This is a genomic window from Pseudomonas sp. B21128, from assembly GCF_044218865.1.
GTDB classification, from domain to species: Bacteria; Pseudomonadota; Gammaproteobacteria; order Pseudomonadales; family Pseudomonadaceae; genus Aquipseudomonas; species Aquipseudomonas iridis.
The window spans coordinates 5,815,426-5,841,411 of sequence record NZ_CP162590.1; the positions used below are offsets into that span (position 1 = coordinate 5,815,426).

Below are 25,986 nucleotides of genomic sequence, written 5' to 3' on the forward strand. Positions count from 1 at the left end.
CTAGATTGAAACCTCGTTCAATCACTTGAGGCACAGCACGATGAAAATTCTGTTGATAGGCGCTGGCGGCACCATCGGTTCGGCCGTGGATAAAGAATTGTCGCAACGCCACGAGGTCATTCGTATCGGTCGTACCAGCGGTGACTTTCACGTCGATATCAGCGACAGCGCGTCGATCTGCAAGCTCTTCGAGCAGACCGGCAAGTTCGATGCATTGGTCTGCGCGGCTGGCAACGTGACATTCGCCCCGCTGGGTGAGATGAGTGAAGACAGCTTCGCTCTCGGCCTCAAAGACAAGCTGATGGGTCAGGTCAATCTGCTGTTGATCGGCCGTGAATTCGCCAATGACGGCGCCTCGTTCACGTTCACCACTGGGGTGCTCAGCCACGATCCGATCCGCAGTGGCGCCTCGGCCGCACTGGTCAACGGTGCGCTGGACAGCTTCGTCCGTGCCGCCGCCATCGAACTGCCGCGCGGTTTGCGAGTGAACTCGGTCAGCCCGACCGTTTTGCTGGAGGCGATGGATGGCTACGCCCCGTACTTCCGTGGCTACAAGCCCGTTCCTGCGGCGGAGGTGGCGTTGGCCTACGCCAAAAGTGTCGAAGGCTTGCAGACAGGTCAGACGTTTCACGTCGGTTGATGAGACTTACTTGATCAGGGTCGGCAAAAGTCTTTTGGCCACCGGACGTTCTATCGATATCCGGAACCTCTCCCTCAAAGCGGAATGCACCGTTGCCGTGGTGACCGGCAGGCCATTGATCGATACGGTCAATGGCTGCCCCATAGCGGCAAGGCTCACTTGTTGAGCGCGCTTCGCCGCTTCGGCCGTCAGGGTGACTGATAATTCGACGTGATCCGGGTTGGCCCCGTCTTGATCCTCAAGCAGTATTTGCAGCCGCTTGAAGTCTGCAGAAGAGGTAAATTCGAGGTCGGCTGCCTGGCCAGCGCCGGCTCCCCCCATCATCATCAGCATCAACATCATGGTTTTCCATTGCATCCAAACCTCCCTCGCCACCGCTCCTCGACAGCGCCTCACTATGCAATGGCGCTGGTGGCCACTCAATAGCGTTTACACAAACCTTGTGATCGGTGGCTGGCCTCAGTAACGTGGCGGCACTTGTCTGGAGAGTCGAAGATGCGTGTTGCCCGTTCGTTAGTCCTTGTTGCCCTGTTGCCGTTATTCGCCGCGTGCCAGTTGTTCGATGGCCAGCGTGAAAGTGCCTCGCATGTGGGGCAGACACGGATGCAGGGGCAACTGACCGCTGCCGACGGCAAACTGGTGTTCCAGCCGTGTCAGGATCAGCGTCAGTACGTGGTCAACGACATCGGCGGCACCAGCGTCCTGCAAGAGGCCGCCACCCTTGCCGATGAACAAGGCAAGCTGTTCGCCGACGTGCGCGGCAAGGTCGCCGGCGACCGACTCGATCTGACTCAGTTGTATCGCGTCGAGCGCTCCGGCACGGCCTGCGATGACCCCAATTTCAAGCTATTGATCCTGCGTGCTGTCGGCCATGACCCGGAATGGAACGTCAAGGTCAGCGGCAAAGGCATGGTCATCGACCGCGACGGTCAGCCACCACTCGCCGTACCTTATGTTGAAGAACAATTGGGCGATGGCCGCTTCAATCTGAGCAGTGAAGCCAACAATCAGCGCATCGAATTGTGGGTCGCACCGCAGCGCTGCGTCGACACCCGCACTGGCAGCGTGCAGCACATGAGTGCCGAGCTGCGTATCGATGGTCAGGTGCAGCGCGGCTGCGGGTATTTCGGCGGATCGCGTAACGACTGAGTGTTTTAGCCTCACCGGATCCGGCCTTTGCGGCTTATAATCGCGGCCTTCAAACGCCCTGGCGCAGTTGTGCGCCCCGCGAACCCGGATCCTCGCCATGTTACGAATCACTGAACTCAAGCTGCCAATCGACCATCCCGAAGAAGACCTGCGCGTTGCCATCGTGCAGCGTCTGGGCATCGCCAGCGATGACTTGCTCGAATTCACCTTGTTCAAGCGCAGCTACGACGCGCGCAAAAAGTCCTCCGAACTGTGCTTCATCTACACCATCGACCTCAACGTGCGCGACGAGGCCAAGGTGTTGGGCAAGTTCGCCGACGACCGTAACGTCAACGTGGCGCCGGATGTCAGCTACAAATTCGTCGGCCAGGCGCCGGGTGACCTGAACCAGCGCCCGATCGTGGTCGGTTTCGGTCCGTGCGGAATCTTTGCCGGCCTGCTGCTGGCGCAAATGGGCTTCAAACCGATCGTTCTGGAGCGCGGCACCGAAGTACGCCAGCGCACCAAGGACACCTGGGGTCTGTGGCGTAAAAGTGTGCTTAACCCTGAGTCCAACGTGCAGTTTGGCGAAGGCGGTGCGGGGACATTCTCCGATGGCAAGCTGTACAGCCAGATCAAGGATCCGAAGTTCCTGGGCCGCAAGGTTCTGCATGAGTTCGTCAAGGCCGGCGCACCGGAAGAAATCCTCTACGTCAGCAAGCCGCACATCGGTACGTTCCGTCTGACCGGCATGGTTGAATACATGCGCGAGCAGATCCGTGAGCTGGGTGGCGAAGTACGCTTTCAGGAGCGCGTCAGCGACGTGCTCATCGAAGACGGCCAATTGGTCGGCGTGCAACTGGCCAGCGGCGAAACCCTGCACTCCAGACATGTGGTTCTGGCCCTCGGCCACAGCGCCCGCGACACGTTCCGCATGCTCCACAGCCGCGGCGTGTTCATGGAAGCCAAGCCGTTCTCGGTAGGTTTCCGTATTGAACACCCGCAATCGCTGATCGACCGTGCGCGTCTGGGCAAGTACGCCGGCCACCCGAAACTCGGCGCCGCCGACTACAAACTGGTGCACCACGCCAAGAACGGCCGTTCGGTCTACAGCTTCTGCATGTGCCCGGGCGGCACCGTGGTGGCGGCGACTTCCGAGCCGAACCGGGTGGTCACCAACGGCATGAGCCAATACTCGCGTAACGAACGCAATGCCAACTCCGGCATCGTTGTCGGCATCACCCCGGAAGTCGATTATCCGGGCGGCCCGCTGGCCGGGATCGAGTTGCAGGAACGTCTGGAATCCCACGCGTTCATCCTCGGCGGCAGCGATTACAAGGCGCCGGCGCAACTGGTCGGCGACTTCATCAACGACATTCCTTCGACCGAACTGGGTGAAGTCGAACCGTCGTACAAGCCGGGGGTCGCGTTGGGTGATCTGTCGCTGGCGCTGCCGGATTTCGCGATTGAAGCGATCCGCGAAGCCTTGCCGGCGTTCGAGAAGCAGATTCGCGGTTACTCGCTGCACGATGCGGTGTTGACCGGGATCGAGACGCGCACCTCGTCGCCACTGCGCATCACGCGCAACGAAACGCTGCAGAGCATGAACGTGAAGGGCTTATTCCCCGCCGGTGAAGGCGCGGGTTATGCGGGCGGGATTCTGTCGGCGGGTGTCGACGGAATTCGGATTGCCGAGGCTGTGGCGCGGGACATTCTCGGCCTGGACGCCTGACGCTTAGCACCTGCAGCATGAAACCCTGTGGGAGCTGGCAAGCCAGCTCCCACAATTTTTTTTCGGTGGGTCAGATATTGGCGCGCAGGACTGAGGTTGGTAGTGCCTCACCGCGTTCGGCACTCGCCGCCACTGCCTCGATCAACTCGTCCAGCTCATACCCCTGAGCCTTGAGCCATTGCTGATCGTAGTAGGTGTCGGCGTAACGCTCGCCGCCATCGCACAGAATCGCCACGATCGAACCCGACTCCCCCGCCGCTTTCATCTGCTGCGCCGCCATCAGTGCGCCAATCAGATTGGTCCCGCTCGACCCACCGACGTGCCGTCCCAGCCGCTGCGCCAGATAATGCATGGCCGCCAGTGACAAGGCGTCCGGTACCTTGACCATCGCATCGATCACCTTGGGCAGGAAGGACGCCTCCACCCGTGGCCGGCCGATGCCTTCGATCCGCGAACCGCAATCCAGGCGCAGGCTCGCATCGCCAGTCTGGTAGTAATCGAAGAACACCGAACGTTCGGCGTCCGCACACAACACGCGGGTGCAGTGCTGGCGATAGCGTACGTAACGGCCGAGGGTGGCGGTGGTGCCGCCGGTGCCGGGGCTGGAAATCAGCCAGCTCGGCTCGGGGTGCTGCTCGTAGCGCATCTGCTGGAAGATCGATTCGGCGATATTGTTGTTCGCCCGCCAGTCGGTGGCGCGCTCGGCATAGGTGAACTGGTCGATGAAGTGGCCGCCGTGCTCGCGAGCCAGGCGTTCGGATTCAGCGTAGATCTGCGTCGGATCTTTCACCAGATGGCTTTGCCCACCGTAGAAAGCGATCTGGGCGATTTTCTCTTTGGACGTGGTCGCCGGCATCACTGCAATGAAGGGCAGACCCAGCATGCGCGCGAAATACGCTTCGGAAATCGCCGTCGAACCGCTGGAGGCTTCGATCACTGGTGCACCGGGTTTGAGCCAGCCGTTACACAGTGCATAGAGGAACAATGAGCGGGCCAGGCGATGCTTGAGGCTGCCGGTCGGATGACTGGATTCGTCTTTGAAGTACAACTCGATGCCCGCAAAACCCGGCAGCGGCAAGGGGATCAGATGGGTGTCGGCGCTGCGCTGGAAATCCGCTTCAATGATGCGGATGGCTTCGCGGGCCCACTGTCGGGTGTCGCTCATGGTCAGGGTTCTCGGTCGAATCGGGCAGGAGTTCAGCCTCCTCGAAGGCTCTCTCGCAAGCTTAGGAAAATTCCTGCATCGCGCACAGATACAGCTGCGTCTCAATGTGTCAGCCAACTGCTAGGCTGACCTTGGCTTTCAGGAAGGCGCGTTGTAACGATATATAACAAAAAAGAATATAACTTTTGTTTTAACAACTAACAGTACGGGTTAGGGTGTTCCACCTTTTTGACTTATCGATGGAGAGCGACCTTGGCTCTGCGTAGCACTTTCACGCGTTTCTTTCAGTTGGAAGCTGCCAGCGGTCTATTACTGATCGCCGCGGCCATCCTCGCTTTGATTATCAACAACTCACAGCTTTCGTGGCTGTACAGCGGCCTGCTCGACACCCCGGTGGTGGCGCAGATCGGTGCGTTGAAAATCGCTAAACCCCTGCTGCTGTGGATCAACGACGGCTTGATGGCGCTGTTCTTTCTGCTGATCGGCCTGGAAGTGAAGCGCGAAGTACTCGACGGTCAGTTGTCCAGACCATCGCAGCTCGTCCTGCCCGGCGCGGCCGCTATTGGCGGCATGCTGGTGCCAGCGCTGATCTACTGGTTCCTCAACCGCGACAACCCCGCTGCCCTCGACGGCTGGGCGATCCCGACCGCTACCGACATCGCCTTCGCCCTCGGCGTGCTGGCTCTGCTTGGCAAACGCATACCGGTGTCGTTGAAACTGTTCCTGATGACCCTGGCAATCATCGATGACCTCGGCGCCATCGTGATCATTGCAATCTTCTACTCCGGCGATCTCTCGACCCTCTCGCTGGGTCTGGCAGCGGCATGCATCGCCGCCTTGGTGGCGCTGAACCGCCTCGGCGTGGTCAAGCTTGGCCCGTACATGATCATCGGCCTGATCCTGTGGGTGTGCGTACTCAAGAGCGGTGTGCACGCGACATTGGCCGGCGTAACCCTGGCCTTCTGTATCCCGCTGCGCACGAAAAACGCCGAGCCTTCGCCGCTGCTGACCCTCGAACACGCGCTGCATCCATGGGTCGCCTACGGCATCCTGCCACTGTTCGCCTTCGCCAACGCTGGCCTGTCACTGAGTGGCGTCACCGTCGAAAGCTTCACCCATCTCGTACCCATGGGCATTGCCGTGGGCCTGTTGGTGGGCAAGACCGTCGGTGTGTTCGGCCTAACCTGGCTGGCCGTGAAGACGGGCATCGCCGCCCTGCCTCAGGGTGCCAATTGGGGTCAGGTGCTGGGGGTCGCGATTCTCTGCGGGATTGGCTTCACCATGAGCCTGTTTGTCGGGTCGCTGGCTTTCGTTCCAGGTGCCAGTGAATACGCAGGCATGGACCGGATGGGCATTCTGACCGGCTCGCTGTTCGCCGCGTTGATTGGTTATGCGGTAACGGCGGCGGCCAGTCGCAAGAGCACGTTACAAAGCGCCTGAGACGCACCTTTCTACAAAAAGCGGAGCCCCTCCATGCGAAGGGGCTTGGCTCTTCACCCGGCAAGTGTGCTATATCTTTCGTAGAAGCCAGTACTTTCTCTACACAGTTATCTGGAGTCAGATATGTCCCGTAAACCAGAAAAACGCCCAATGACGGACGATCAGATTGCCGTGCAGGAGTCTCGGATTCCAGATATTGCTCTGAAGGCATTCAGCAACGCCTATAAGATGGCTCTTGCCAACGGCGCATCGGTTCTCGTTGCTAAAGATGGCCAGTTGTTTGAAGTAACTGAGAAGACCTCGATTGCTTTGCGCTCAATCGGCACCTATGGAAACCTGAAAAGCGGCACTCGCCTGCACATCAATAAATCTTCTAAACGAGCTACTTTTTGAGCACACCAAGAATACGGATATTTGCAGGCCCCAACGGATCAGGAAAAAGCACTTTCAATCGCCTCGTTCCCGCACATTTACTGGGCAATTACATAAATCCCGATGACATTGAACGCTCAATAAAAGACACCGGGTATTTTGACTTCACCTCCTATCGTATCGAAGCTCACAAAGAAGCTATCTTTGACTTTTTCCGTGAGCATCCCCTAGTTCAGAAATCCCCGCATTCGCTAGCAAAGCTCGATTCCCTCAAGATTGATGGTGAACGCCTAAGCTTTTCAAATACTGAAATCGACTCCTACGTCGCATCAGCGCTTGCCGATTTCATACGTAGATCATTGATCAAAGAACGCATTAGTTTCACGTTCGAAACCGTTATGTCCTCCTTAGACAAAGTCAGCCTGCTCGCCGAAGCCCATCAGTCCGGTTACAGGGTGTATGTTTATTACGTCGCTACCGCCGATCCTCAGATCAACATTGCCAGGGTTGCCTATCGTGTGTCCCAAGGCGGGCACAGCGTTCCTCCGGACAAAATAGAAGCACGTTACTGGAGGTCTCTTGAGCTTCTGTCTGAAGCCATCCTGACATCCAACAGAGCGTCTTTGACAACTCGGACGAAGGTAGTGAAGGATTGACGCAAATAGCGGAGATCACTGACGGCGAGCTTATTGAAATCAAATCAGACATCCAGCCCCCTTGGTTCAAAGAATTCGTGCTAGACAAATTGATTTAGTCGAAAAATCCCCACGCTTTAGCGACTCGTCCTACAGCCACAATTTTCCTGCTTCGTTAACGTCGTGCAGCCCTTTCCGAGGGGCTGTCGATGGATGAACGAAAGGACGATCAGTGGCTCGCAACAAGGACATTCCCCGGGTTTCCAACCCACCCGCGGGCGACGGCCATCACGTCACTTGCCGCTACATGACGGCGCGCCGGCTGCGTATTCGCCAAGTCCTGCAAGTTGCCGGACGCGATCATTGATTACTCCAACCCTTCCGGGATGGTGCCGACCGATAGCCTGAAGGATTACGGCGAGCTGATCCTGCTGGGCGCCCGTGAGGCTGATGCGAACGGCGCTGTTGCACTGAAGAAAATCAGCGCAACGGCCATTCCGACCGGGATCGGCGGTTTTACCCTGGCCGGCTCTGCCTTCGAAGCGCTACCCGCCGTCGCCGCCAGTACCGCAGCGGCCACCCTGGTGGGATTGGTCGCGCTCTTCATGCCGTCAAGCCTTGGCGACAGCGCTCTTTACAACTGAGCGCGCTCAAACAGGCCCGCACCCGCGTACGCCTGCGAATCGAACAAAAGGCCCCAAGTTACTCCCTGCATTCCCCTCATCTCGGCGAGTTCGATATTCAAACGGGCGAGCAGACGGGTAAAGCACAACCCGAAAGGCGCACTACAACCAAGTGACGATCGAGTATTGAAAATGATTTTTTTAGCTCTTTCTGGATTTTTCCCAGAATCAAATCCAGACGACTCTCTGCAATATGACAAAGATGTACCGCAGACTTCTGAGCAAGCAGTTCTCAACGTTATGGGATGGAAATCCCTGAAAGACGTACCAATGAGTGAGCATGATCTGACGCAAACCCAAGCGAGAGAAATCATGCAGCTCGTCAATATACCCTTCAGGGACGATTTGATTTACTGCATCGGACTTTGTCGCGAAGACTGAAAAACTTGATTCAAAAAGGCAACGGCCACAAAAAACCCCGATCAGCTCACCTGATCGGGGTTTTCTTTACCCTAAATCTCGTTTAGTGCGAAACGCGGCTAGTCCCGCCAACAGTCGAAATCCGTACCCGCTCGCCAACACGGAATACTTCATTTTCCTGAACCTGTTGCACATAGGCGCGCATGCTGCCGTCGTCTTCACGAACGGTGATTTCCACGCCTTGCGTACGGGTCAGGCCTTCTTCGGTTGCGGAACCGAGCAGACCGCCCGCCACCGCACCGATGACAGCAGCAACGATACTGCCCTTGCCGCCGCCGATAGCGCTGCCACCAACACCGCCGACCACAGCGCCTGCAGCGCCGCCAATCGGGGTCTTGGTGCCTTCGATTTTGACCGGTCGCAGGGATTCGATGGTGCCCATGCGAATCGTCTGCACGCGACGCGCTTCGTCACGGGAGTAGGAGTCACCGGTCAGGCTCGATTGGCAGCCGGTAAGCAACATCGCCATCGTGGAAAAGGAAGCAACCAGCAGAACAGACTTACGCATAGCATCAACTCCAAAAGAACATCTATTCATTTAACTCCGCCGCTTGACGTCTGTCACGACACAGTGCGGATAAATTGGCTTTCATTCAGGCAAGGTACAGACGCCTGCGCTCTTCCCTCAGAAGCCCTACCTTAGCGTCAAATGACCGATCCTGCGCCACCGCCCCCGAGGATTTTCATGGATTACTTCATCATCGTCGTTACCACCGTCGCCGGCCTGTACTTCCACGGGTGGTTGTACTTGCGGATCAAACGCTGGATGGACCGCGACCTCGCGCTGTCACTGGCTGGTAAGGATGAAGGCAAACGTGCCTTCATGCTCGAACAGTTGGCCCGCGCTCAGGCGCTGAAGATCAAGCGCAGAGACCTGCCGATGTGGCTAGAGGCCGCAGCAGCAGGTTATCTCGCTCGGTAGACTGCTTAAGGTGCCAGACGTTCAAGAATCCAGTCGGCATCTTGCAACCGGTAGTTGAGGCGATCGTGCAGCCGGCTCGCACGGCCCTGCCAGAACTCGATGCGCTCGGGCAGCAAGCGGTAACCGCCCCAGTGTTCCGGGCAATCGGGCTGGGTATCGCTGAAGCGCTGCTCGGTGGCCTTGAGCAAATCTTCCAGCTCCCCTCGCCCGCTGATCACCCGGCTCTGCGGCGACGCCCAGGCACCGAGACGGCTGCCCAATGGACGCACTTGATAATACGCATCGGACTCTGCAGGCGTGACTTTCACCACCCGACCTTCGATGCGCACCTGACGCTCAAGAGTCGGCCAGAAGAAGGTCATGGCCGCGAACGGATTCGCCGCCAGATGCTGACCCTTGGCACTTTCGTAGTTGGTGAAGAAGGTGAAACCCTGCGCGTCCAGGCCCTTGAGCAACAGAATGCGGCAATGCGGACGCCCGTCCGCATCCACCGTGGCCACGGTCATGGCGTTGGCTTCCACCGGCGCCTGCTCGGTTTTCACCGCATCGGCAAACCACTGGTGAAACAGCGCAAACGGCTCGGCCGGGGCTTGCGCCTCGGTCAGGCCATCGCGGGTGTAATCACGACGCATATCTGCCAGAGCCTGGGTCATGGCGCATTCCTTTTCGTTAGCGGATCACTTCTTGGCGGCTTCGGTGGCGGCGACTTTCTTGTCGGTCGCGGCGGCTTTGGCTGGCGCGGTCTTCTTCGCTGGACCTTTGGCTGGAGCTTTTTTCGCCGGTGCCTTGGCGGCAGCTTTCTTGGCCGGGGCTTTTTTGGTGGCGGGTACGGCAGCTTTCTTCGCAGCAGGGGCTGGCGTCACTGGTTTGGCCACTGGCTTGACGTCTTGCGCAGCAACCATCGTCACTGGCTTCGGCGCCGGCATGTTGTATTTGCTGAGCAACGCAACCATGGTGTTTTGTGGGGTGACCAGCAGTTCAACACGACGGTTCAATGCACGGCCTTCAACGCTGTCGTTGGCGGCACGTGGCGCTTCAGAGCCCATGCCGCGCAGCATCAGACGATCACGCTGCAAACCGCTGAGGCGGAAAATCGCCGCAATGGCCTGGGCCCGTTCCTGACTCAGTTTGACGTTGGCTGGAGCAGCACCGCTGGTGTCGCTGTGACCCAGTACAAGCACGGCAGTTTTCGGGTCGGCTTCGAGGATTTTCGCCACCCGGGTGAACGGGCCGAGGGTGACTGGCAGCAACATCGCCGGGCGATCCGGGTTGAACGAACCTTCGACCGGCGCGGTGACCACCAGCACGTTTTCGCGGCGCTCGAGTTGCAGATTGCTGTCCTTGATGGCGGTGCGCAGACGCGGCTCGTAATCGTCGAGCCAGGCCTGGGTGACTTTCGGATCCGGCATCGGTACCGCTTTGGCCACAGGCTGATCCTTGCCGCCGAACGGCCACCACCATTTTCCACCTGCGTCAGCTTCAGCCTTGGCGACGGAGACCGGTTTCTTGGCTTCAGGTGCTACTTCGGCCTTCATGTCAGCTTTGACAGCGGCATCATCGGAGCCGAACGGCCAGTACCAGGGATTGCTGCTTTCAGCCTTGGCAACCGGCGCGGTGGCGGCAGGTTTCTGCGGCGCCGGAGCTGGAGCTGGAGTCGGTGCAGGCTCATTGGCCGCCACTTTGTCAGAAGAACCGAACGGCCACCAGGTGCCGCCGTCCGCGTCGTTTTTAGGAGTCTGTGCACAACCGGTGATCGCAACACACAGGGCCAGGGCGAGAGTCGTTTTAGCTGACATTGAAAATCCACAAAATGAAGTAATGAAAAATCAGAGCACTTTCGCCCGGATAAACAGACGCTTTGAATCGAAAAACCTTTCGAGGTTCCGGCCCTGGAACCTCGGGTGATACTTTACAGACAAGTGGCTAGCTCCCGCGCGAGCTTCTGCGCACGCGGATCCATCAAGACGTACGGCCCCAGAGTATTTGTCACAAAACCAAATGCAACATCGTGCTCCGGGTCAGCAAAACCGATAGAGCCGCCTGCGCCCGGATGACCAAAGGCCCGTGGGCCGAGGCCATAGGTGGCGTTGGGCACGTCTGGTTGATCGAGCATGCAGCCCAGACCAAAACGGGTGCGAGTCAACAGGGTCTTGTCTTCGCCCAGACTGTGCTCGCGGGTCAGCTCTTGCAGCATGTCGCTTTCGAGCAGGCTGCCATCAAGCAGTCCCGCGTAGAACCCGGCCAGACTGCGCGCATTGCCGTGGCCATTAGCCGCCGGTTGCTGCATGCGGCGCCATTCCGGTTTGTTGGTGCTGGTGAGCACCGACGGCGGATTGGTGAAAGCGCGGGTGGTCATGGCAGTGGGTTCACGCATCGTCGTTTGCAGCAGTCGCTGAGCAGCGGCGTCGCCAGCATTACCCTTGCCGCGAGCGATATGCGCCACGCGATAAAACTCTTCATCCGCCAGACCCACATGGAAATCCAGACCCAATGGCTTGGCGACACGGGCGACGATCGACTCACCCGGCCCGCGACCGTCGGCACGGCGGAGCAATTCGCCGACCAGCCAACCGTACGTGATCGCGGCGTAACCGTGACCGGTGCCCGGCGTCCACCACGGCGCCTCAGCGGCTAGGGCGTCCACCACGGTTTGCCATTCATAAAGCGCTTCGGGCGAGAGCAGTTCGCGCAGGGCCGGCAGACCTGCCTGATGACAAAGCAATTGACGCAGCGTGACGGATTCTTTGCCGGCGGCGGCAAATTCCGGCCAGTAGCGGGCGACCGGAACATCCAGTTGCAGTTTGCCTTCGGCAACCAATTGCAACGCGGTGACGGCCGTGAAGGTTTTCGTGCAGGAGAACAGGTTGGCGATGGTGTCGCTGTGCCAGACTTCGGCGCCATCCTTATCGGCAGTGCCGGCCCAGAGATCGACGACGGTTTCTCCGCCGACCTGAATGCACAAGGCTGCGCCGCGTTCCTGGGGATCGTCGAACAGTGCGGCGAAAGCCTCGCGCACCGCTTCGAACTGAAGTTCGTAATGTCCCTGAATCTGCACCCGCAACTCCCCCGCGAAAACGCTCTACAAAGTGGCCCGCATTGTTCCAGTCCTTGAGGGGTTTGGGAACAGCTGTGGGCTCGGTGGTCATCTCCGGGCGATCCTGGCGATCTAAAACTCAGTGACCATTGCCGGAATGCCCACCCGAGTGACCCGCACCCGGACCTTTACCCGCCTCCCCCTTGCGGCTGCCTTCAGCTTCATGAGCCGCCGCAGCCGGCGGTTTCGCGGCCTCTTTGCCCAGTTGATCGACAGCCTGCAAATTGCCCTTGCGCACCGCGTCAACAAATCCCTGATATGGCAAATCCGTCACGCCCACCAAACCGAAGTGCCCGTTCTCGCCGTCCAGCAGACGCCCGGTCACGGGTTGATCGAGAAACTGGAACCAGTGAACGCCGACAATCGACGGCTCATTCAGCGCCTGTTTGAGGAAGTTGGCGTACGCCGCGCCGCGATCCTCTTCCTTGGCCAGTTGCGTCACGCCGCCCCAGAACGGGCCGCGATCGGTCGAGCCAAAGTTGAACTCGGTGATCAATACCGGTTTGTCCAAAGCGCCCAGCGCGGCAAAGTTGTAACCGTCCTGCGGCTTGAGGGTGTACATGTTAAAGCTCAGTACATCGCAATACTGCGCGCACGACGCGACCGCTTCCGGGGTACTGACGGCGAAGCGGCCACCGAGCAGCAGTTGATTCGGTGCATGCCATTTCAGCGAGTCGGAGATGGTCTTGAAATAAGTGTCAGCGAAGACTTTCTGGAAATATTTGAAATCGGCTTCGATTTCCGGATGCTCCGGGTTCGGCATGGGCGGCACGAAACCCGGATCTTCCATCAACTCCCACGCCGGCAGATCGATACCCCATGCCTTCGACAGCCCCGCCTGATTGCGGTACTTGTCGCGCAACTGCTTGAGGAACGCGCGTTTGGCCGGTACGTCGGTGGTCATTTTCAACGTGCCGTAAGCCAGCGCGTAACGCGATTGCGCATCGTTGCCGGGACCGGCCCACGCCAGTTCGTTGTCGGCGAAATAGCCGATCAGCCACGGATCGTCGCGATGATCGCGGGCCGCGATGGCCACGGCACGCTCGGTCGCCATGGCGAAACGCGGGTCGAACGGATCGGGCATCGCGCCCCACCAGTCGTTGCCGGTGCTGATGCTGGTGTAATCGCCGACGATCGACAGCGGCAAGGTGTACGGCACGCGCTCGGCATCGACCACAGCGTCTGCACTCCAGTTGCCGAGGGTGTTGAAACCCCAGGCCTGAAGACGATCAAGGGTATGACTGGCCCACTTCTGCTCATCGACCGTGGCAGTACACGGCGTGGCAGCGGGCGGTTGGGCCGCTGGCGCAACCGATTCCGCTTTGGCCGCCTCCGCGACGCCAGCCTTGGGTTGCTCGGAGGTGGCGATCGGTTCGGCGGCATTGACGGCGGTTTCCTCAGCCGCGCCAGCCTTGGCCGCTTCGGCCACCCCAGCCTTGACGTCGCTGTCGGGTTTGCACGGTTCGCCATTCAAACGCTGCAGGTTGGCGCCATAGAAGTCATACCAGCGCCCATTGCCGTAGCCTCGGCCCTGATCGGCGCCGTTGCCGCCACGGTTATCGCCTTCGCCGAAATGGCTGGCGAGAGGTTCACCGGATTTTGGCAGGGATTCGAACATCCACTCGCGACCGGCCACGTAGGTCTGATTGACCTCGGGGCTGACGGTGTTGACGCCGAGGGAGTAGAACGGATGCCCTTCAGGCGTCACCAGGTACCAGCGGCCGTCACGTTTTTCGGTGCGGAAAAAACCACTGGCCTTGAACGCAGGACCTTTGCTCCAGCCACCGAACTTGTCCAGTGAGGCCTTTTCACGCTCGGCAAGCCAGGTTTTCAGCTGTTGCTGCTCCTTGGCGGCGGCGGATTTGAGCTGTTCGTCATTGGAGATTTTTTCCGGCCATTTGCTGCGGGTCGATTGGCCGTAAGCGTCGACCAGATTGCCGTACACCGCTTGCGTGATGCCCTCGCCGTCCTGCACGCCAAAGCGTTCAAGCAGCAGACTTTGGGCAACTTTCGGCTGATCCAGCGACAGGCTCACCGATACCACTTGGCTGCGATCAATCTCACCGCTGCTGCTGGCCAGCAGAATGCGCTGGCCATCTACGGTCATTGGCATCGGTGGGCCGGCCTTCATGCCCTGGCTCAGCGGCGAACTTGCCACCAACGGCACCAGCAAGGTTTGCGCCGGGCCCGCTGGCAGATCGACGCGACTGGTCAGCGTCTGGCCGTTGTTGCTTTGAATCTGCACGTAGACCGTCACAGCCCAGTTCATCGCGCTCTGAATGCGCAGGCTCATCATCCCGGACTGCGACCAGTCCCATGCGCCGGTTTGCGGGGTCAGACGCAACGTCGGACGTGCCACCGCGTTGAACGTCACCCGGCGCAGCACTTCACCTTCAGCGGTTTGCTCGGCGTTGGCTTGCGGCAGGTCGGCGTTTTCCGTGGCGATTTTCACCACGTCGGCGGGACGGACAAAGTTGAACAACGTCTGCTGGCCAGCAGGCGCCGCCAGCAACGGAGCAGCGAAGATCATGGCAAATACGGCAGGCAACGAACGGCGGATCATAAGAACGGAGTTCTCCCTAACGACCAAATGGCCAATGGAAAAGCGATGGCAGAGAGATAGACAACGCGGCGGGCAAAATTGCCCACCGATGTCTCAGGATATTTCACGACGGAAAGGAGGCAACGCATTGAGGATCGCCTTGCCGTAGCGCTGGGTGACCAGCCGCCGATCGAGCAAGGTGATGGTGCCGCGGTCTTCTTCGGTACGCAGCAGACGACCGCAGGCCTGAACCAGTTTCAGCGAGGCATCGGGCACCGAGATTTCCATGAACGGATTGCCGCCCCGTGCTTCGATCCATTCCGCCAGTGCCGCCTCGACCGGATCGTCCGGCACCGAGAACGGAATCTTGGCGATCACCACGTGCTCGCAATACGCGCCCGGCAAGTCGACACCCTCGGCAAAACTGGCCAGACCGAACAGCACGCTGGAATCGCCGCCATCGACCCGCGCCTTGTGCTTGTTCAGGGTTTCCTGTTTCGACAGGTTGCCTTGAATGAACACTTGCTTGCGCCAGTCACGGTCCAGACCGTCGAACACGTCCTGCATCTGTTTGCGCGAAGAAAACAGCACCAGCGTGCCGCGTGAGCCTTCGACCAGGTCCGGCAAATCACGGATGATCGCCGCCGTGTGGGCGGGAGCATCGCGTGGGTCGGCCTTCAGATCCGGCACCCGCAGCACGCCCGCATCAGCGTGATGGAACGGGCTTGGCACCACGGCGGTGACGGCTTTTTTCGGCAGACCGGCGCGCATGCGGAAGCGGTCGAACGTGCCGAGGGCAGTCAGGGTGGCCGAGGTGACCAGGCAACCATAGGCGACATTCCACAGGCTGCGGCGCAAGGTTTCAGCGGCGAGAATCGGGCTGGCGTTGACCTCGATATCAAACAGCGAGCCGCTTTCGGCCAAGGTCAGCCAGCGCGCCATGGGCGGGCTGTCTTCCGGGTCTTCAGCGGTGAACGCGGTCCAGAGTTCCCAATTGCCGGACGCCCGCGACAACAGGCTGCCGAACAGTGGATACCATTCTTCGGCCTGATTGCTGGCGATGCCGATGTTGACCTCGCCATCCATGCCTTCCTTGAGCAGGTCGGTCAGGCGCGTGAACAGGTCATTGAGGCGGGAGAAGCCTTTTTTCAGCTCGATGCCCATTTCACGCATGTGCTCGGGAATGACCCCGGCGACAAAGCGATGGCGCGGCCGCTCACGGCCTTCGACGTCTTCGCCGGGTTTGAAATCGGCCACTTGCTCGCAGGCGCTGAACATGAACTGCTGCTGGGCCTTGATCTCACGCGCCAGCTCCGGCACTTGCTCGATCAGTTTGCCAAGATCGCCCGGCAGTGGGTGTTGGGCCAACAGCTTGGTGAGGTTCTTGGCGGTGGTTTCCAGCCAGTCGGCGGTGGAGCGCAAACGCGTGTAATGGGCGAAATGGCCGATCGCCTTGTCCGGCAGGTGATGGCCTTCGTCGAAGACGTAGATGGTGTCGCGGGGGTCGGGCAGCACGGCGCCGCCGCCCAATGCCAGGTCAGCCAGGACCATGTCGTGGTTGGTGACGATGACATCAACTTTGCCCATGCCTTCGCGCGCCTTGTAAAAGGCGCACTGGCCGAAGTTCGGGCAATGGCGGTTGGTGCATTGGCTGTGGTCGGTGGTCAGTCGCGCCCAATCGGCGTCTTCGAGCGCGGTCGACCAACTGTCGCGGTCGCCGTCCCATTTATTGCCGGCGAGCTTCTCGATCATGCTGGTAAACAACTTCTGACTGGCCTCATCAACCTCGATCTTGAAGCCTTCTTCTTCGAACAGCTGCGCGGTGGCGGTTTGCGCGTGGCCTTCCTGCAACAGCATGTCGAGTTTGGACAGGCACATATAGCGGCCACGGCCCTTGGCCAGCGCGAAGCTGAAATTCAGCCCGCTGTTGCGCATCAGGTCAGGCAAGTCCTTGTAGACGATCTGCTCTTGCAGGGCCACGGTCGCGGTGGCGATCACCAGGCGTTTGCCGGCAGCTTTCGCCGTCGGAATCGCCGCCAGGCTGTAGGCCACGGTTTTGCCGGTACCGGTGCCGGCTTCCACCGCGACAATCGCGGGGTCGCCACTGCGCCGGCCTTCGTCGTCGGTGTCGATATCCCCGAGAACTTTGGCGATTTCAGCGATCATCAGACGCTGGCCGTAACGCGGCTTGAGGCTCTTGGCCTCTAGAAAACGCGAATAGGCGCCCTGGATCGTGGTTTTGAGTTCAGTGCTGATCATTGAGTGTCGGGCGCAAAAACGCTGGATAAATTTTCAGTGGTTCGGTTCGGCGGCTATCATACCCCGCGAATCGTTATCGCGCAGAACGGAGTACCTCAATGACACCTTTTAGCCTCGTTTATCCCCTGCATGTGCTGGCCGCTTTAGTGTGGGTCGGCGGTATGTTTTTCGCCTGGATAGTCTTGCGCCCCGCGGCTATGAAGGCTCTGGACGGCCCCAATCGGCTGACGCTGTGGGTAGAAGTATTTCAAGGTTTTTTCCGCTGGGTCTGGGTCGCGGTGATCCTGTTGCCAATCAGCGGCGTGGGTATGCTCCATCTGCAGCAAGTCGGGTTCGAGACCGCACCGAAATACGTGCAGGTGATGATGGGTTTGTATGTGGTGATGACCGCGCTGTTTATCCGGATTCAGGGGTTGATGCTGCCGGAGTTGCGCAAAGCGGTTGAGGCGAAGGACTGGCCGGCGGGTGCGGCGGTGCTGGGGCGGATTCGGCGGGTGGTGGGACTCAATCTGATTGTCGGGCTGGTGCTGGTGGCGATTGCGGCGGCTCGGCCGATGTTTTGAAGTACAGACGCTGAAGATCAGGAGCCCTCACCCTAGCCCTCTCCCAGAGGGAGAGGGGACCGGTCCGGTGATATTCGAGAAATACACCGACGTGAAAAATTTGCCGTGAATCCACAATCGACACGATGTTTCAGGTCGTTGGATAGCGTCACACACCTCGGTCGGCCCCCTCTCACCTTGGGAGAGGGCTGGGGTGAGGGAAAGCTTTTAAAGGCGCTGCACAGTCACCGCACCCGCTGCACCCACTGGCCCCGGCTGACCATCAGCCCCCGCCTTGCCGCTCTTGCCGCCATCGGCGCGGTACACCAGGCAGCCCTTGGACTTGCCACCCTTCCCCGCCTTGCCGCCGACACCCGCCGGGCCACCGGCACCGCCGGCCACATTGACCTTGATCAGCTCGACCGGAAATTCGCGCGGTACTTCAAGCCGTACCAGCGCACCCGGGGCACCTGGCTGGCCATCGCTGCCGTCACTGCCATCCGCACCGTGCCCGGCCGAGCCATAGGTGCAGCCCGGATCTTCACCGTTGCCGCCATCAAGCCCGACAAACCCCGGCGCGCCCGTGCCACCGCGCGCATCGACTTGCAGCTGCGGTGCGTTCAATGCCTTGAATTGCAGGTTCAGATTGCGCCCTGCGCGGGCGGCTTTTTCATAAGTCCCCGGGGCACCGCGAGCGGTGATCCGGCTGCCTTCGCTCAGTTCTGCGCGATTGACTTTCATCTCCAGCGCCTGCTCACCCGGAACGATAGCGATCCGCGCTTCATGGCCGAGGCGCAACTCACCGACACTCAACTCAGTCACATTGGCGGGAATCAGCAAGGTGCCGTAATCGGCCACTTCCAGCTTTTCGAGTTGCAAAGTACCGGCGGTGTTCGGCAGGCGCATCAGGGAATTGGTTTCGACGCTGACCACCTGGGCACAGGCCAACGGGCTGATAAATGCAGCGAGCAGACAAAGTTTACGCATGGGAAGAAGCCTCCGGAGCGGCCGGGGCCGGGATGGTTTGCAGGTGGAATACGCCGAACAACAGGATGCGGGCACGATCACGCCAAGGGTGCGGGCGCCCCTTGAGACTGCGATTGCACAGCAGGATTTCGAGCACATGGATCAGCAACAGCAGACCGCCGGCCAGATTGACCAACAGGTGCAGCGGATGTACGAATGGCACCAGCTGATTAGCCAGCACCACGCAGCAGAACAGCAGGGTCAATAATCGCCCCAGCCCCCAGAACACTTTCATACGCTCCCCCGTGTTGCGAATTATTCTTTGGGCGCACAGTAACGGCTTCTGCGGGGGATAAGCCAGAGGCAAAAATGAAAAATCATTATGCAGCCGCCAAATGGCTGCCGGATCGACATTAATCGCCGTCCGACAGCTCTAGCTTGCGGACTACAGACCCATCCTAACGATTGATATGTAACTCCACGCGACGGTTTTGCGCGCGACCCTCGTCCGTCGCGTTGTCTGCCACTGGCTCACCCTCGCCACGCCCTTCACTGGTGAGTTTGTTCGGTGCAAGCCCCTGACTCAGCAGGTAAGCCGCCACACTGCTGGCGCGCCGTTCCGACAATGCCTGGTTATACGCATCCGAGCCTTTGCTGTCGGTATGACCGATCACCTTGATGCTCACCACGTCGGCGTTGCGCAGTTTGTCCATCAGGGTATCGAGCTGGGCTGTCGCCGCCGGGGTCAGGTCGGACTTGTCGAATGCGAACAACACATCGCCGGCATCGCTCAAGGTGACAACTTCGGTTTGCGGCGCCGGTTCGGCCGGTTTTTCAACGACCGGATACTGCGGCAGCGGGCAACCACGGTGATCGACCGGTGTGTTGGCCGGGGTATCCGGGCAACGGTCGCGACGGTCGAACACGCCGTCGTCGTCTTCATCGCCATCCTGGGCGTAACAGATCAGTCCGCCGGTTAAAATCCCCAGCGCTGCGCCGCCACCGGCCCAGCCAGCGCTTTCAATAGCGCCGAGCCCGCCGCCGACCAGCCCGCCAAGCAGGCTGCAGATCGGCCACGTACGTTGATTGAGGGGTGCAGTGCCATCGCTGTGAGTGGCGCAACCGGTCAGCAAACTGCCAAGCAGCAGCACCGGCAAGACGGACCTTGAGAAAACAGTCATTGTGAAAGCTCCTGTGTCACCGGCCCATACCGGTTACACAGGAGTAAAGACCCGCATCCGCGACTGCACAAGCCGCGGATGCAAGAGGACTAACGGTTGATTTTGATTTCGGTACGACGGTTCTGGGCACGACCGTCAGCGGTTTTGTTATCCGCAACTGGCTGGCTTTCACCGGCACCGGTCACCGAAACGAAGCTGCCCTGCGGTATGCCGCTCTCGACCAGGTACTTGACCACCGAGTGTGCACGACGATCCGACAGTTTCTGGTTGTAGGCATCGCTGCCCACGCTGTCGGTGTGACCGGTGACGGTCAGTTGCGCAGTCGAGGATTCCTGTTTCAGGCGCGTGGCGACCTTGTCGAGCACCATTTTGTCAGCGCCGGTCAGCGTGGCTTTGTCGAACTGGAAGTGAACATCGCGGATGACGATGGTTTCTTCCTTGACTACCACAGCTTCTTCAACCACTGGCGCAGGGACGGGTGGAGGGCAACCGTCTGCATCGACCTGCACACCTTTAGGCGTGCCCGGGCACTTGTCGCGACTGTCCGGCACACCATCGCCGTCTTCGTCGCCATCACCGTGCACCCAGCAATAGGCCGCCGCCATACCACCGACGATCAGTGCGCCGCCGCCCGCCCACGAGGCGCTCTCGGTAGCGCCGAGACCGGCACCGACGACACCACCGACCGCCGCACAGGTCGGCCAGTCGGTTTTCTGCAAACCTGCGCAACCAGTCAACACACTGGTTAGCAGAACCAAGGGTAATGCTGTCCGAACTATGCTCATCTAGTTTTCTCCTGAGGGATCGGCTTGAAACCGATTCAGGGAGTAAAGACCGGAGTTTTAATCTCCGCCAGCAATAGGCGACTGCTGTTTGCCACCGTGTTCACAGGACTTCGGCGTTTTTGCTGGAAACCTGCGAGACAGGGCTCTTTGCTGCCGCAGTCAGGCAGGCTAGTCTTGGCGGTCTGATTGAGGAGCTTCGATGAACGCCGTCATTTCTTCCCGCACGCCCCAACAGGCGTTAGCCGCTTTGCTGGATCGCTATGCCCCGGCGCGTTTGCTGCTGATCGGCGCCAGTGAATTCCCGGCATTGGCCGCTTTTAAAGCAGCCCACCCGGACACCTGCGTTGCCCATGCCGCCCCGGGTGCCTTGCCTGCTGAACTGGCGGCACGGCGCTTCGATCTGGCCCTTGTAGTCGATTGCCTGGAACATTTGCCCAAGCGCGACGGCCTGAATCTGCTGGGCGGCATTCGTAATCTCAACGCCAGTCGCATTGCGGTGCTGGCGGATCTGTCGGCCAGTGGCTGGCAGGAAACCGATTTCTATTCGCTGGCGCTGCAAGCCAGCGAGCGCTTTGCCCGCGACGAGCAGGTTCTGACCCTGTTCACTTATGATCTGCTTGACTACAAACAAGTCCCCGACTGGCTCAACTCACGGTTCTGGGCCAATCCGGAAAACTTCGGGAAATACTGGTGGTAATGCAATGAGTACAGCCATTTGCCCTTGCGGCAGCGGTAATCTGCTGGATGCCTGCTGCGGTCATTATCACGAAGGCCTCCCGGCGCCGTGCGCCGAAGCCTTGATGCGCTCGCGCTACAGCGCCTACGTGCTGGGCCTGATCGATTATCTGGTGGCGACCACCCTGCCCGCTCAGCAAGCAGAACTGGACCGGCAATCGATCGGCGCCTGGAGCGCGCAAAGCACCTGGCTGGGCCTTGAGGTCGAAAGCTCAGAAGTCTTCGGCGGCCAGCCGGAACATGCCTTTGTCACCTTCACCGCGCGCTGGCACGATAGCCAGGGCGAACACAGCCACCGCGAACGCTCTTCTTTTGTGCAGAACGCCGGGCGTTGGTATTTCATCGATCCGACGGTGCAGTTGAAACTGGGGCGCAACGACAGTTGCCCGTGCGCCAGCGGGCAGAAGTTCAAAAAGTGCTGTGCGGGATATTTCGGCGCTTGAGATCAAAAAATCGGCCAATCTTTTAGGGCTAGACTGAGCAACAAAAGGAGCTACTCCATGTTTGCTCAACGACGCGCGTTGCAATCCCTCGCCTTTTTCCTGTTTCTGGGGCTCGGCGGTTGCGCTTCATGGTTCGCCGACGACACCCGCGACCCCGCCGTACACCTGGTAAAAGTCGAAGTGGTGCGCGCCAAACTCCTCGAGCAGAAGTTCATCCTGCACTTTCGCGTCGACAATCCCAACGACAGCGATTTGACCGTGCGCGGCCTGGAATACCGTATTCATCTGGCTGACATGTTGCTGGCTGAAGGCGAGCATGAACACTGGTTTACCGTCGGCCCCAAACACAGCGCGTACTTCAAAGTGCCGATCCGTACCAACCTTTGGCCGAAGGTAAAAGGCGTGGTGAAAATGCTGAAAAACTCGGAGCAGCAGATTCCCTATCGATTGCAGGGGGAAATGGAAACCGGTTTATTCATCGCTCACTACGTGCACCTTGAGCGCAATGGCGTGATAATCCCCGCCGATTTAATTCCGGAGCAACACCGATGACCCAACAACCTCATGTCCATGGCCCTGATTGCAACCACGATCATGATCATGACCATCATCACGATCACGACCACGGCCATGTTCACGGCCCGAACTGCGGCCACGCCCACCAGGAACCGGTGCGCAATGCCCTGAAAGACGTCGGCCGTAACGACCCTTGCCCTTGCGGCAACGGCAAGAAATTCAAGAAGTGCCACGGGGCGTGATGCTTTCGGCGAAGTGTTTCTTCGCCTGACAGATCGCTTTCGCGAGCAAGCTCGCTCCCACAGTTGACCGGTGCCAGGCAAGACACCTGTGTGCACCGCAAATCCTGTGGGAGCTGGCTTGCCAGCGATGAGGCCGGCACTCTTAGCCGCGATGTCGCCTGATACACCGCTATCGCTGGCAAGCCAGCTCCCACAGTGGCGGAGTTTCTTCAGTTGAAATGCAATCTACCCTGCTCGCGAAGAGGCCGGCACATTCAGTAAGGTTCAGCCTGCCGCCAGAATCTGCTCAACCCTGACCACCGTCGCATACTCCCCCTCCAGATTCCCCAACGACATCCCATGCACCTCTTCAGCTGAACGCGGCGTGCCGAAAAAATCAGCCTTGTCGAAGGTGAAGCACGCATCCTCCGCCACCCAGGCATCAAACCCCAGGTTGCCCGCCGTGCGCGCCGTGGACTCCACGGAGTTGTGGGTGGCGACGCCAACGATGATCAACTGCCCGATTCCCGCCTCATGCAGGCGCGCTTGCAGCCCAGTGGCGCAAAACGCGTCCGGCACTTGTTTCTGAATCAGCCATTCGCCATCCCGGGGCAAAAATCTCTGCTGAAACTCCACCCCTTCCTGCTCGGGCCAGAACACTGAATCCGGCGAGCGCGACAGGTGCTGCACATGAATCACCGGCCGCCCACTGCGCCGCCAAACACTCAGCAAATCGAGGATGCGTTCTTCAGCCAGTGGATTATTGCGCCGCCCCAAGCGCGGATGCAGGATGCCTTTTTGCTGGTCGATGATGATCAGTGCAGCGTTGGCCTGAAGCTCCATGGCGGTTTTCTCGCGAGGGTCGTTTGATTTGTCGCAGTTCAGCATCTCTGCCTTCAACCAGGCAAGCCATGAAACGATCATCGATCAGTGGCAAGAAATAACCACTCGCCCCGCTTGCGCGGCATCCTCCTGCTCACTAACGTAGCGCCTTTATTGCGCCCCCAGCCTCTACACCCCCGCAGGAGCTTTGCCATGGCCTCGCCAGCCCTCACACATTTTCTTCCCCGGTTCGGCGTTGCCGCAGCAGTGGCCGGTGTTTTGAGCCTGACCGGTTGTCAGACCTGGAACGCTCAGGACACCCTCCCGCCCACCTCTGGCGTGCAACCGCTCAAGGGTCTGGCGCAGAACGTTTCAGTGCGCCGCAATGCCATGGGCATGCCGTTGATCGAAAGCAACAGCTTCCACGACGCGCTGTTCGCCCTTGGCTATGTCCACGCCAGCGACCGCATCAATCAGATGGTCACCCTGCGCCTGTTGGCTCAGGGCCGTCTCGCGGAAATGTCCGGCGCGTCGATGCTCGACGCCGACCGCTACATGCGCGCGGTCAATCTGAAGAAGAGCGCCGGCGAGCTGTACAAAGCCTCCTCACCCCGGCTCAAGCGCTTCTTCGAAGTCTATGCGCGGGGTGTCAACGCCTACCTGTTCCGCTACGCCGACAAGCTGCCGGGCGACCTCGCCTCCAGTGACTACAAGCCTGAATACTGGAAACCAGAAGATTCGGCGCTGATTTTCGCCCTGCTGAACTTCAGCCAGTCGGCCAACCTGCCGGAAGAAATCGCTTCGCTGGTACTGACACAGACCGTCACCACCGACAAGCTTGCATGGCTGACCCCGTCGGCGCCTGACGAAAACCTGCCGCTGGGCGAAGCCGACAAGCTGCAAGGCCTCAAGCTCAACGGGCAGATCCCCGGCCTGAGCGAATTGAGCAGCGTCAGCCAACAGCTGTCGACGTTGAACCTGCTGGGCGCCACGTCTTCGAACAACTGGGCCATCGCGCCGCAACGCAGCCGCAGCGGCAAAAGTCTTTTGGCCAGCGACAGTCACGGCCCATTGGCCGCGCCGTCGCTGTGGAGTTTCGTGCAGATCCGCGCGCCGAAACATCAGGCTGCCGGCGTGACCGTTGCCGGTCTGCCGATGGTGCTCGGTGGTTTCAACGGCAAAGTGGCCTGGAGCATGAGCAGCGTGCTCGGCGACAACCAGGACCTGTTCCTGGAAAAAATCCGGCGCCAGGGCAGCAGCCTGACCTACGAGGTCAATGGCAAATGGCAGCCACTGGGCGTGCGCAACGAAACCTACTTCGTCAAAGGCCAGCGGCCGATTCGCGAAGCGGTGTACGAAACCCGTCACGGCGCACTGCTCAACAGTGCCAAGGCTGCAGCGCAAGGCAGCGGCTACGGCCTGGCCTTGCAGACGCCAAGCTTCACCGACGACAAATCGCTGGACGCATTTTTTGACCTGAGCCGTGCGCAGAACGTTGAACGCGCGTCGGACGCCAGCCGGGAAATCCGCGCCATCGCGTTGAATCTGGTGTTCGCCGACGCCAGCAACATCGGTTGGCAAGTCACCGGGCGCTTCCCCAATCGCCGTGAAGGCGAAGGCCTGCTGCCATCGCCAGGCTGGGAAGGTCGTTATGACTGGGACGGTTACGCCGACCCGATGCTGCACCCCTACGATCAGGACCCGGCGCAAGGCTGGCTCGGCACCGCCAACCAGCGAGTCATCCCGCATGGTTATGGCATGCAGTTATCCAACTCCTGGGCTGCACCGGAACGCGGCGAGCGTCTGGCAGAACTGGCCGGCAGCGGCAAGCACGACAGCCGCAGCGTGATCGCCATGCAATACGACCAGACCACAACATTCGCCGCCAAACTGAAGAAAGTCTTTGACGCGCCAGGCATGAAGCAGCCGCTGAAACAGGCGATTGATGCCTTGCCGGATGCCGATCGCAGCAAGGCGCGTGAAGCGTTCACGCGGTTGATGGCGTTCGACGGCAAACTCAGCCCGACTTCGGCCGATGCGGCGATCTATGAACTGTTTCTGCAAGAAAGCATGAAGCAGATCTTCCTCGACGAACTCGGCCCCGAATCCAGCCCGGCGTGGAAAGCGTTTATCGCTAACGGTGAATTGTCCTACGCGGCGCAGGCCGATCATTTGCTGGAGCGCGAGGACAGTCCGTTCTGGGATGACCTTCGCACGCCGCAAAAAGAAGACAAGGCCGTGATACTCGCCCGCAGCTTGGCGGCGGCGATCAACGCTGGCGACAGTCAGTTGGGCGGTGATCACAAGACCTGGCAGTGGGGCAAATTGCACAGCTATGCGTGGAAGAACGCCAATGGCCAGACCGTTCGCGGGCCACTGGCGGCAGGCGGCGATCACACGACACTGAATACTTCGGCGTTTGCCTGGGGCCAGGACTTCACTACGACCCGTGCGCCATCGATGCGTTTTATCGTCGACTTCGGTCAGACCGAACCCTTGATGGGGCAGAACGGCACAGGGCAGTCGGGGAATCCGCTTAGCCCGAACTACCTCAATGGCATCGATCAGTGGCTCAAGGGGCAGTACATCGGGTTACCGATGCAGCCACAGAATTTTGATCGGGTTTATGGGAAAGCGCGTCTGACTCTGACCCCGGGCAAGTAACAAAGATCAAGAGCCCCTCACCCTAGCCCTCTCCCAGAGGGAGAGGGGACTGATCCGGGGATATTCGAGAGATGCACCG

The 25,986-nt window shown here is 59.8% G+C and carries 28 protein-coding genes and 1 pseudogene; 16 read left to right on the forward strand and 13 right to left on the reverse strand.

The genetic code is table 11. The features are described 5' to 3' along the window. The first annotated feature begins 40 nt into the window (after positions 1-40). Positions 41-640, forward strand: a complete 600-nt coding sequence (locus AB4P91_RS26275; protein WP_395604003.1) for a short chain dehydrogenase — start codon at positions 41-43, stop codon at positions 638-640. Between the two features lie 6 nt (positions 641-646). Here AB4P91_RS26275 and AB4P91_RS26280 read toward each other — a convergent pair whose 3' ends face one another. Next, positions 647-997 carry a hypothetical protein gene (locus AB4P91_RS26280; RefSeq protein ID WP_150594444.1) on the reverse strand — a complete coding sequence of 117 codons (351 nt, stop codon included), beginning with the start codon at positions 995-997 and terminating at the stop codon, positions 647-649. A gap of 138 nt (positions 998-1,135) precedes the next feature. Between AB4P91_RS26280 and AB4P91_RS26285 the strand changes: the two genes are divergently transcribed. Beyond that, positions 1,136-1,789 carry a COG3650 family protein gene (locus AB4P91_RS26285; protein ID WP_395604004.1) on the forward strand — a complete coding sequence of 218 codons (654 nt, stop codon included), beginning with the start codon at positions 1,136-1,138 and terminating at the stop codon, positions 1,787-1,789. A gap of 97 nt (positions 1,790-1,886) precedes the next feature. Then, positions 1,887-3,500, forward strand: coding sequence for an NAD(P)/FAD-dependent oxidoreductase (locus AB4P91_RS26290; RefSeq protein ID WP_395604005.1), 1,614 nt, complete (start codon positions 1,887-1,889; stop codon positions 3,498-3,500). A 70-nt stretch (positions 3,501-3,570) separates the two neighbouring features. On the opposite strand, the gene AB4P91_RS26295 is transcribed toward AB4P91_RS26290, so the two are convergent. Beyond that, on the reverse strand, positions 3,571-4,665 hold the full coding sequence (locus AB4P91_RS26295) for a PLP-dependent cysteine synthase family protein (protein WP_042557978.1): 1,095 nt from the start codon (positions 4,663-4,665) through the stop codon (positions 3,571-3,573). A 252-nt stretch (positions 4,666-4,917) separates the two neighbouring features. On the opposite strand from AB4P91_RS26295, the gene nhaA reads away from it, so the two are divergent. From nhaA to AB4P91_RS26325, 6 genes and pseudogenes are all read left to right on the forward strand, one after another. After that, positions 4,918-6,105, forward strand: coding sequence for a Na+/H+ antiporter NhaA (nhaA, locus tag AB4P91_RS26300; protein WP_150594448.1), 1,188 nt, complete (start codon positions 4,918-4,920; stop codon positions 6,103-6,105). 123 nt (positions 6,106-6,228) lie between these two features. Then, positions 6,229-6,498: a hypothetical protein gene (locus tag AB4P91_RS26305; protein ID WP_395604006.1), complete on the forward strand. Its 270-nt coding sequence runs from the start codon at positions 6,229-6,231 to the stop codon at positions 6,496-6,498. Continuing rightward, positions 6,495-7,133, forward strand: a complete 639-nt coding sequence (locus AB4P91_RS26310) for a zeta toxin family protein (protein WP_395604007.1) — start codon at positions 6,495-6,497, stop codon at positions 7,131-7,133. Before AB4P91_RS26305 ends, AB4P91_RS26310 begins: the two co-directional genes overlap by 4 nt. Before the next feature lie 211 nt (positions 7,134-7,344). After that, positions 7,345-7,809: pseudogene (locus tag AB4P91_RS26315) on the forward strand (toxin); the annotation flags it as partial. 42 nt (positions 7,810-7,851) lie between these two features. Next, a complete protein-coding gene (locus AB4P91_RS26320) occupies positions 7,852-7,911 on the forward strand; it encodes a hypothetical protein (RefSeq protein WP_395605004.1) in 60 nt (19 codons plus the stop codon). Positions 7,912-7,927: 16 nt separating this feature from the next. Continuing rightward, positions 7,928-8,176 carry a pyocin S6 family toxin immunity protein gene (locus AB4P91_RS26325; protein ID WP_395604008.1) on the forward strand — a complete coding sequence of 83 codons (249 nt, stop codon included), beginning with the start codon at positions 7,928-7,930 and terminating at the stop codon, positions 8,174-8,176. An 82-nt stretch (positions 8,177-8,258) separates the two neighbouring features. On the opposite strand, the gene AB4P91_RS26330 is transcribed toward AB4P91_RS26325, so the two are convergent. Next, entirely contained in the window at positions 8,259-8,723 is a 465-nt protein-coding gene (locus AB4P91_RS26330; RefSeq protein WP_016771369.1) for a glycine zipper 2TM domain-containing protein, read from the reverse strand. Between the two features lie 177 nt (positions 8,724-8,900). On the opposite strand from AB4P91_RS26330, the gene AB4P91_RS26335 reads away from it, so the two are divergent. Continuing rightward, positions 8,901-9,137, forward strand: coding sequence for a hypothetical protein (locus AB4P91_RS26335; protein WP_150597360.1), 237 nt, complete (start codon positions 8,901-8,903; stop codon positions 9,135-9,137). A gap of 5 nt (positions 9,138-9,142) precedes the next feature. Here AB4P91_RS26335 and pdxH read toward each other — a convergent pair whose 3' ends face one another. The 5 genes from pdxH to dinG form a co-directional block, all read right to left on the reverse strand. Beyond that, a complete protein-coding gene (gene pdxH, locus AB4P91_RS26340; protein WP_150594453.1) occupies positions 9,143-9,790 on the reverse strand; it encodes a pyridoxamine 5'-phosphate oxidase in 648 nt (215 codons plus the stop codon). Between the two features lie 24 nt (positions 9,791-9,814). After that, complete coding sequence (locus tag AB4P91_RS26345) at positions 9,815-10,933, reverse strand: OmpA family protein (protein ID WP_395604009.1); 1,119 nt, start codon at positions 10,931-10,933, stop codon at positions 9,815-9,817. A gap of 113 nt (positions 10,934-11,046) precedes the next feature. Next, positions 11,047-12,192, reverse strand: a complete 1,146-nt coding sequence (locus tag AB4P91_RS26350) for a serine hydrolase domain-containing protein (protein WP_395604010.1) — start codon at positions 12,190-12,192, stop codon at positions 11,047-11,049. Positions 12,193-12,310: 118 nt separating this feature from the next. Further along, entirely contained in the window at positions 12,311-14,794 is a 2,484-nt protein-coding gene (locus AB4P91_RS26355; RefSeq protein WP_395604011.1) for a beta-galactosidase, read from the reverse strand. 93 nt (positions 14,795-14,887) lie between these two features. Then, positions 14,888-17,032: an ATP-dependent DNA helicase DinG gene (dinG, locus tag AB4P91_RS26360; protein WP_042557969.1), complete on the reverse strand. Its 2,145-nt coding sequence runs from the start codon at positions 17,030-17,032 to the stop codon at positions 14,888-14,890. Between the two features lie 98 nt (positions 17,033-17,130). Between dinG and AB4P91_RS26365 the strand changes: the two genes are divergently transcribed. Beyond that, a complete protein-coding gene (locus tag AB4P91_RS26365) occupies positions 17,131-17,595 on the forward strand; it encodes a CopD family protein (RefSeq protein ID WP_047300012.1) in 465 nt (154 codons plus the stop codon). Between the two features lie 207 nt (positions 17,596-17,802). On the opposite strand, the gene AB4P91_RS26370 is transcribed toward AB4P91_RS26365, so the two are convergent. The 4 genes from AB4P91_RS26370 to AB4P91_RS26385 all read right to left on the reverse strand — a co-directional run bounded on the left by AB4P91_RS26370 (position 17,803) and on the right by AB4P91_RS26385 (position 20,506). Continuing rightward, a complete protein-coding gene (locus AB4P91_RS26370; protein ID WP_150597364.1) occupies positions 17,803-18,561 on the reverse strand; it encodes a collagen-like protein in 759 nt (252 codons plus the stop codon). Beyond that, positions 18,554-18,835 (reverse strand): DUF1145 domain-containing protein, encoded by a 282-nt coding sequence (locus tag AB4P91_RS26375; RefSeq protein ID WP_150594459.1) that lies wholly within the window; start codon positions 18,833-18,835, stop codon positions 18,554-18,556. The genes AB4P91_RS26370 and AB4P91_RS26375 overlap by 8 nt, the downstream gene beginning before the upstream one ends. 163 nt (positions 18,836-18,998) lie before the next feature. Continuing rightward, positions 18,999-19,721 (reverse strand): OmpA family protein, encoded by a 723-nt coding sequence (locus tag AB4P91_RS26380; protein WP_395604012.1) that lies wholly within the window; start codon positions 19,719-19,721, stop codon positions 18,999-19,001. Positions 19,722-19,810: 89 nt separating this feature from the next. Continuing rightward, positions 19,811-20,506, reverse strand: coding sequence for an OmpA family protein (locus AB4P91_RS26385; RefSeq protein WP_042557964.1), 696 nt, complete (start codon positions 20,504-20,506; stop codon positions 19,811-19,813). Between the two features lie 199 nt (positions 20,507-20,705). Between AB4P91_RS26385 and AB4P91_RS26390 the strand changes: the two genes are divergently transcribed. Genes AB4P91_RS26390 through AB4P91_RS26405 form a run of 4 tightly spaced genes read left to right on the forward strand, consistent with a single transcriptional unit; the run spans position 20,706 to position 22,442 of the window. Continuing rightward, positions 20,706-21,203, forward strand: coding sequence for a DUF6231 family protein (locus AB4P91_RS26390; protein WP_150597365.1), 498 nt, complete (start codon positions 20,706-20,708; stop codon positions 21,201-21,203). Between the two features lie 4 nt (positions 21,204-21,207). Further along, complete coding sequence (locus AB4P91_RS26395; protein ID WP_395604013.1) at positions 21,208-21,684, forward strand: YchJ family protein; 477 nt, start codon at positions 21,208-21,210, stop codon at positions 21,682-21,684. A 57-nt stretch (positions 21,685-21,741) separates the two neighbouring features. Continuing rightward, positions 21,742-22,236 carry an LEA type 2 family protein gene (locus AB4P91_RS26400; RefSeq protein WP_150594462.1) on the forward strand — a complete coding sequence of 165 codons (495 nt, stop codon included), beginning with the start codon at positions 21,742-21,744 and terminating at the stop codon, positions 22,234-22,236. Continuing rightward, positions 22,233-22,442, forward strand: coding sequence for an SEC-C metal-binding domain-containing protein (locus AB4P91_RS26405; protein ID WP_008083915.1), 210 nt, complete (start codon positions 22,233-22,235; stop codon positions 22,440-22,442). Before AB4P91_RS26400 ends, AB4P91_RS26405 begins: the two co-directional genes overlap by 4 nt. A 264-nt stretch (positions 22,443-22,706) precedes the next feature. Here the strand turns inward: AB4P91_RS26405 and AB4P91_RS26410 are convergent, their stop codons facing one another. Beyond that, the gene (locus AB4P91_RS26410) at positions 22,707-23,264 is read right to left on the reverse strand and encodes a cysteine hydrolase family protein (protein ID WP_150687767.1); all 558 of its coding nucleotides are present in this window, start codon (positions 23,262-23,264) and stop codon (positions 22,707-22,709) included. Positions 23,265-23,456: 192 nt separating this feature from the next. Here AB4P91_RS26410 and AB4P91_RS26415 point away from each other — a divergent pair, with 192 nt between their 5' ends. After that, positions 23,457-25,907, forward strand: a complete 2,451-nt coding sequence (locus tag AB4P91_RS26415; RefSeq protein WP_395604014.1) for a penicillin acylase family protein — start codon at positions 23,457-23,459, stop codon at positions 25,905-25,907. Positions 25,908-25,986 lie beyond the last annotated feature (79 nt).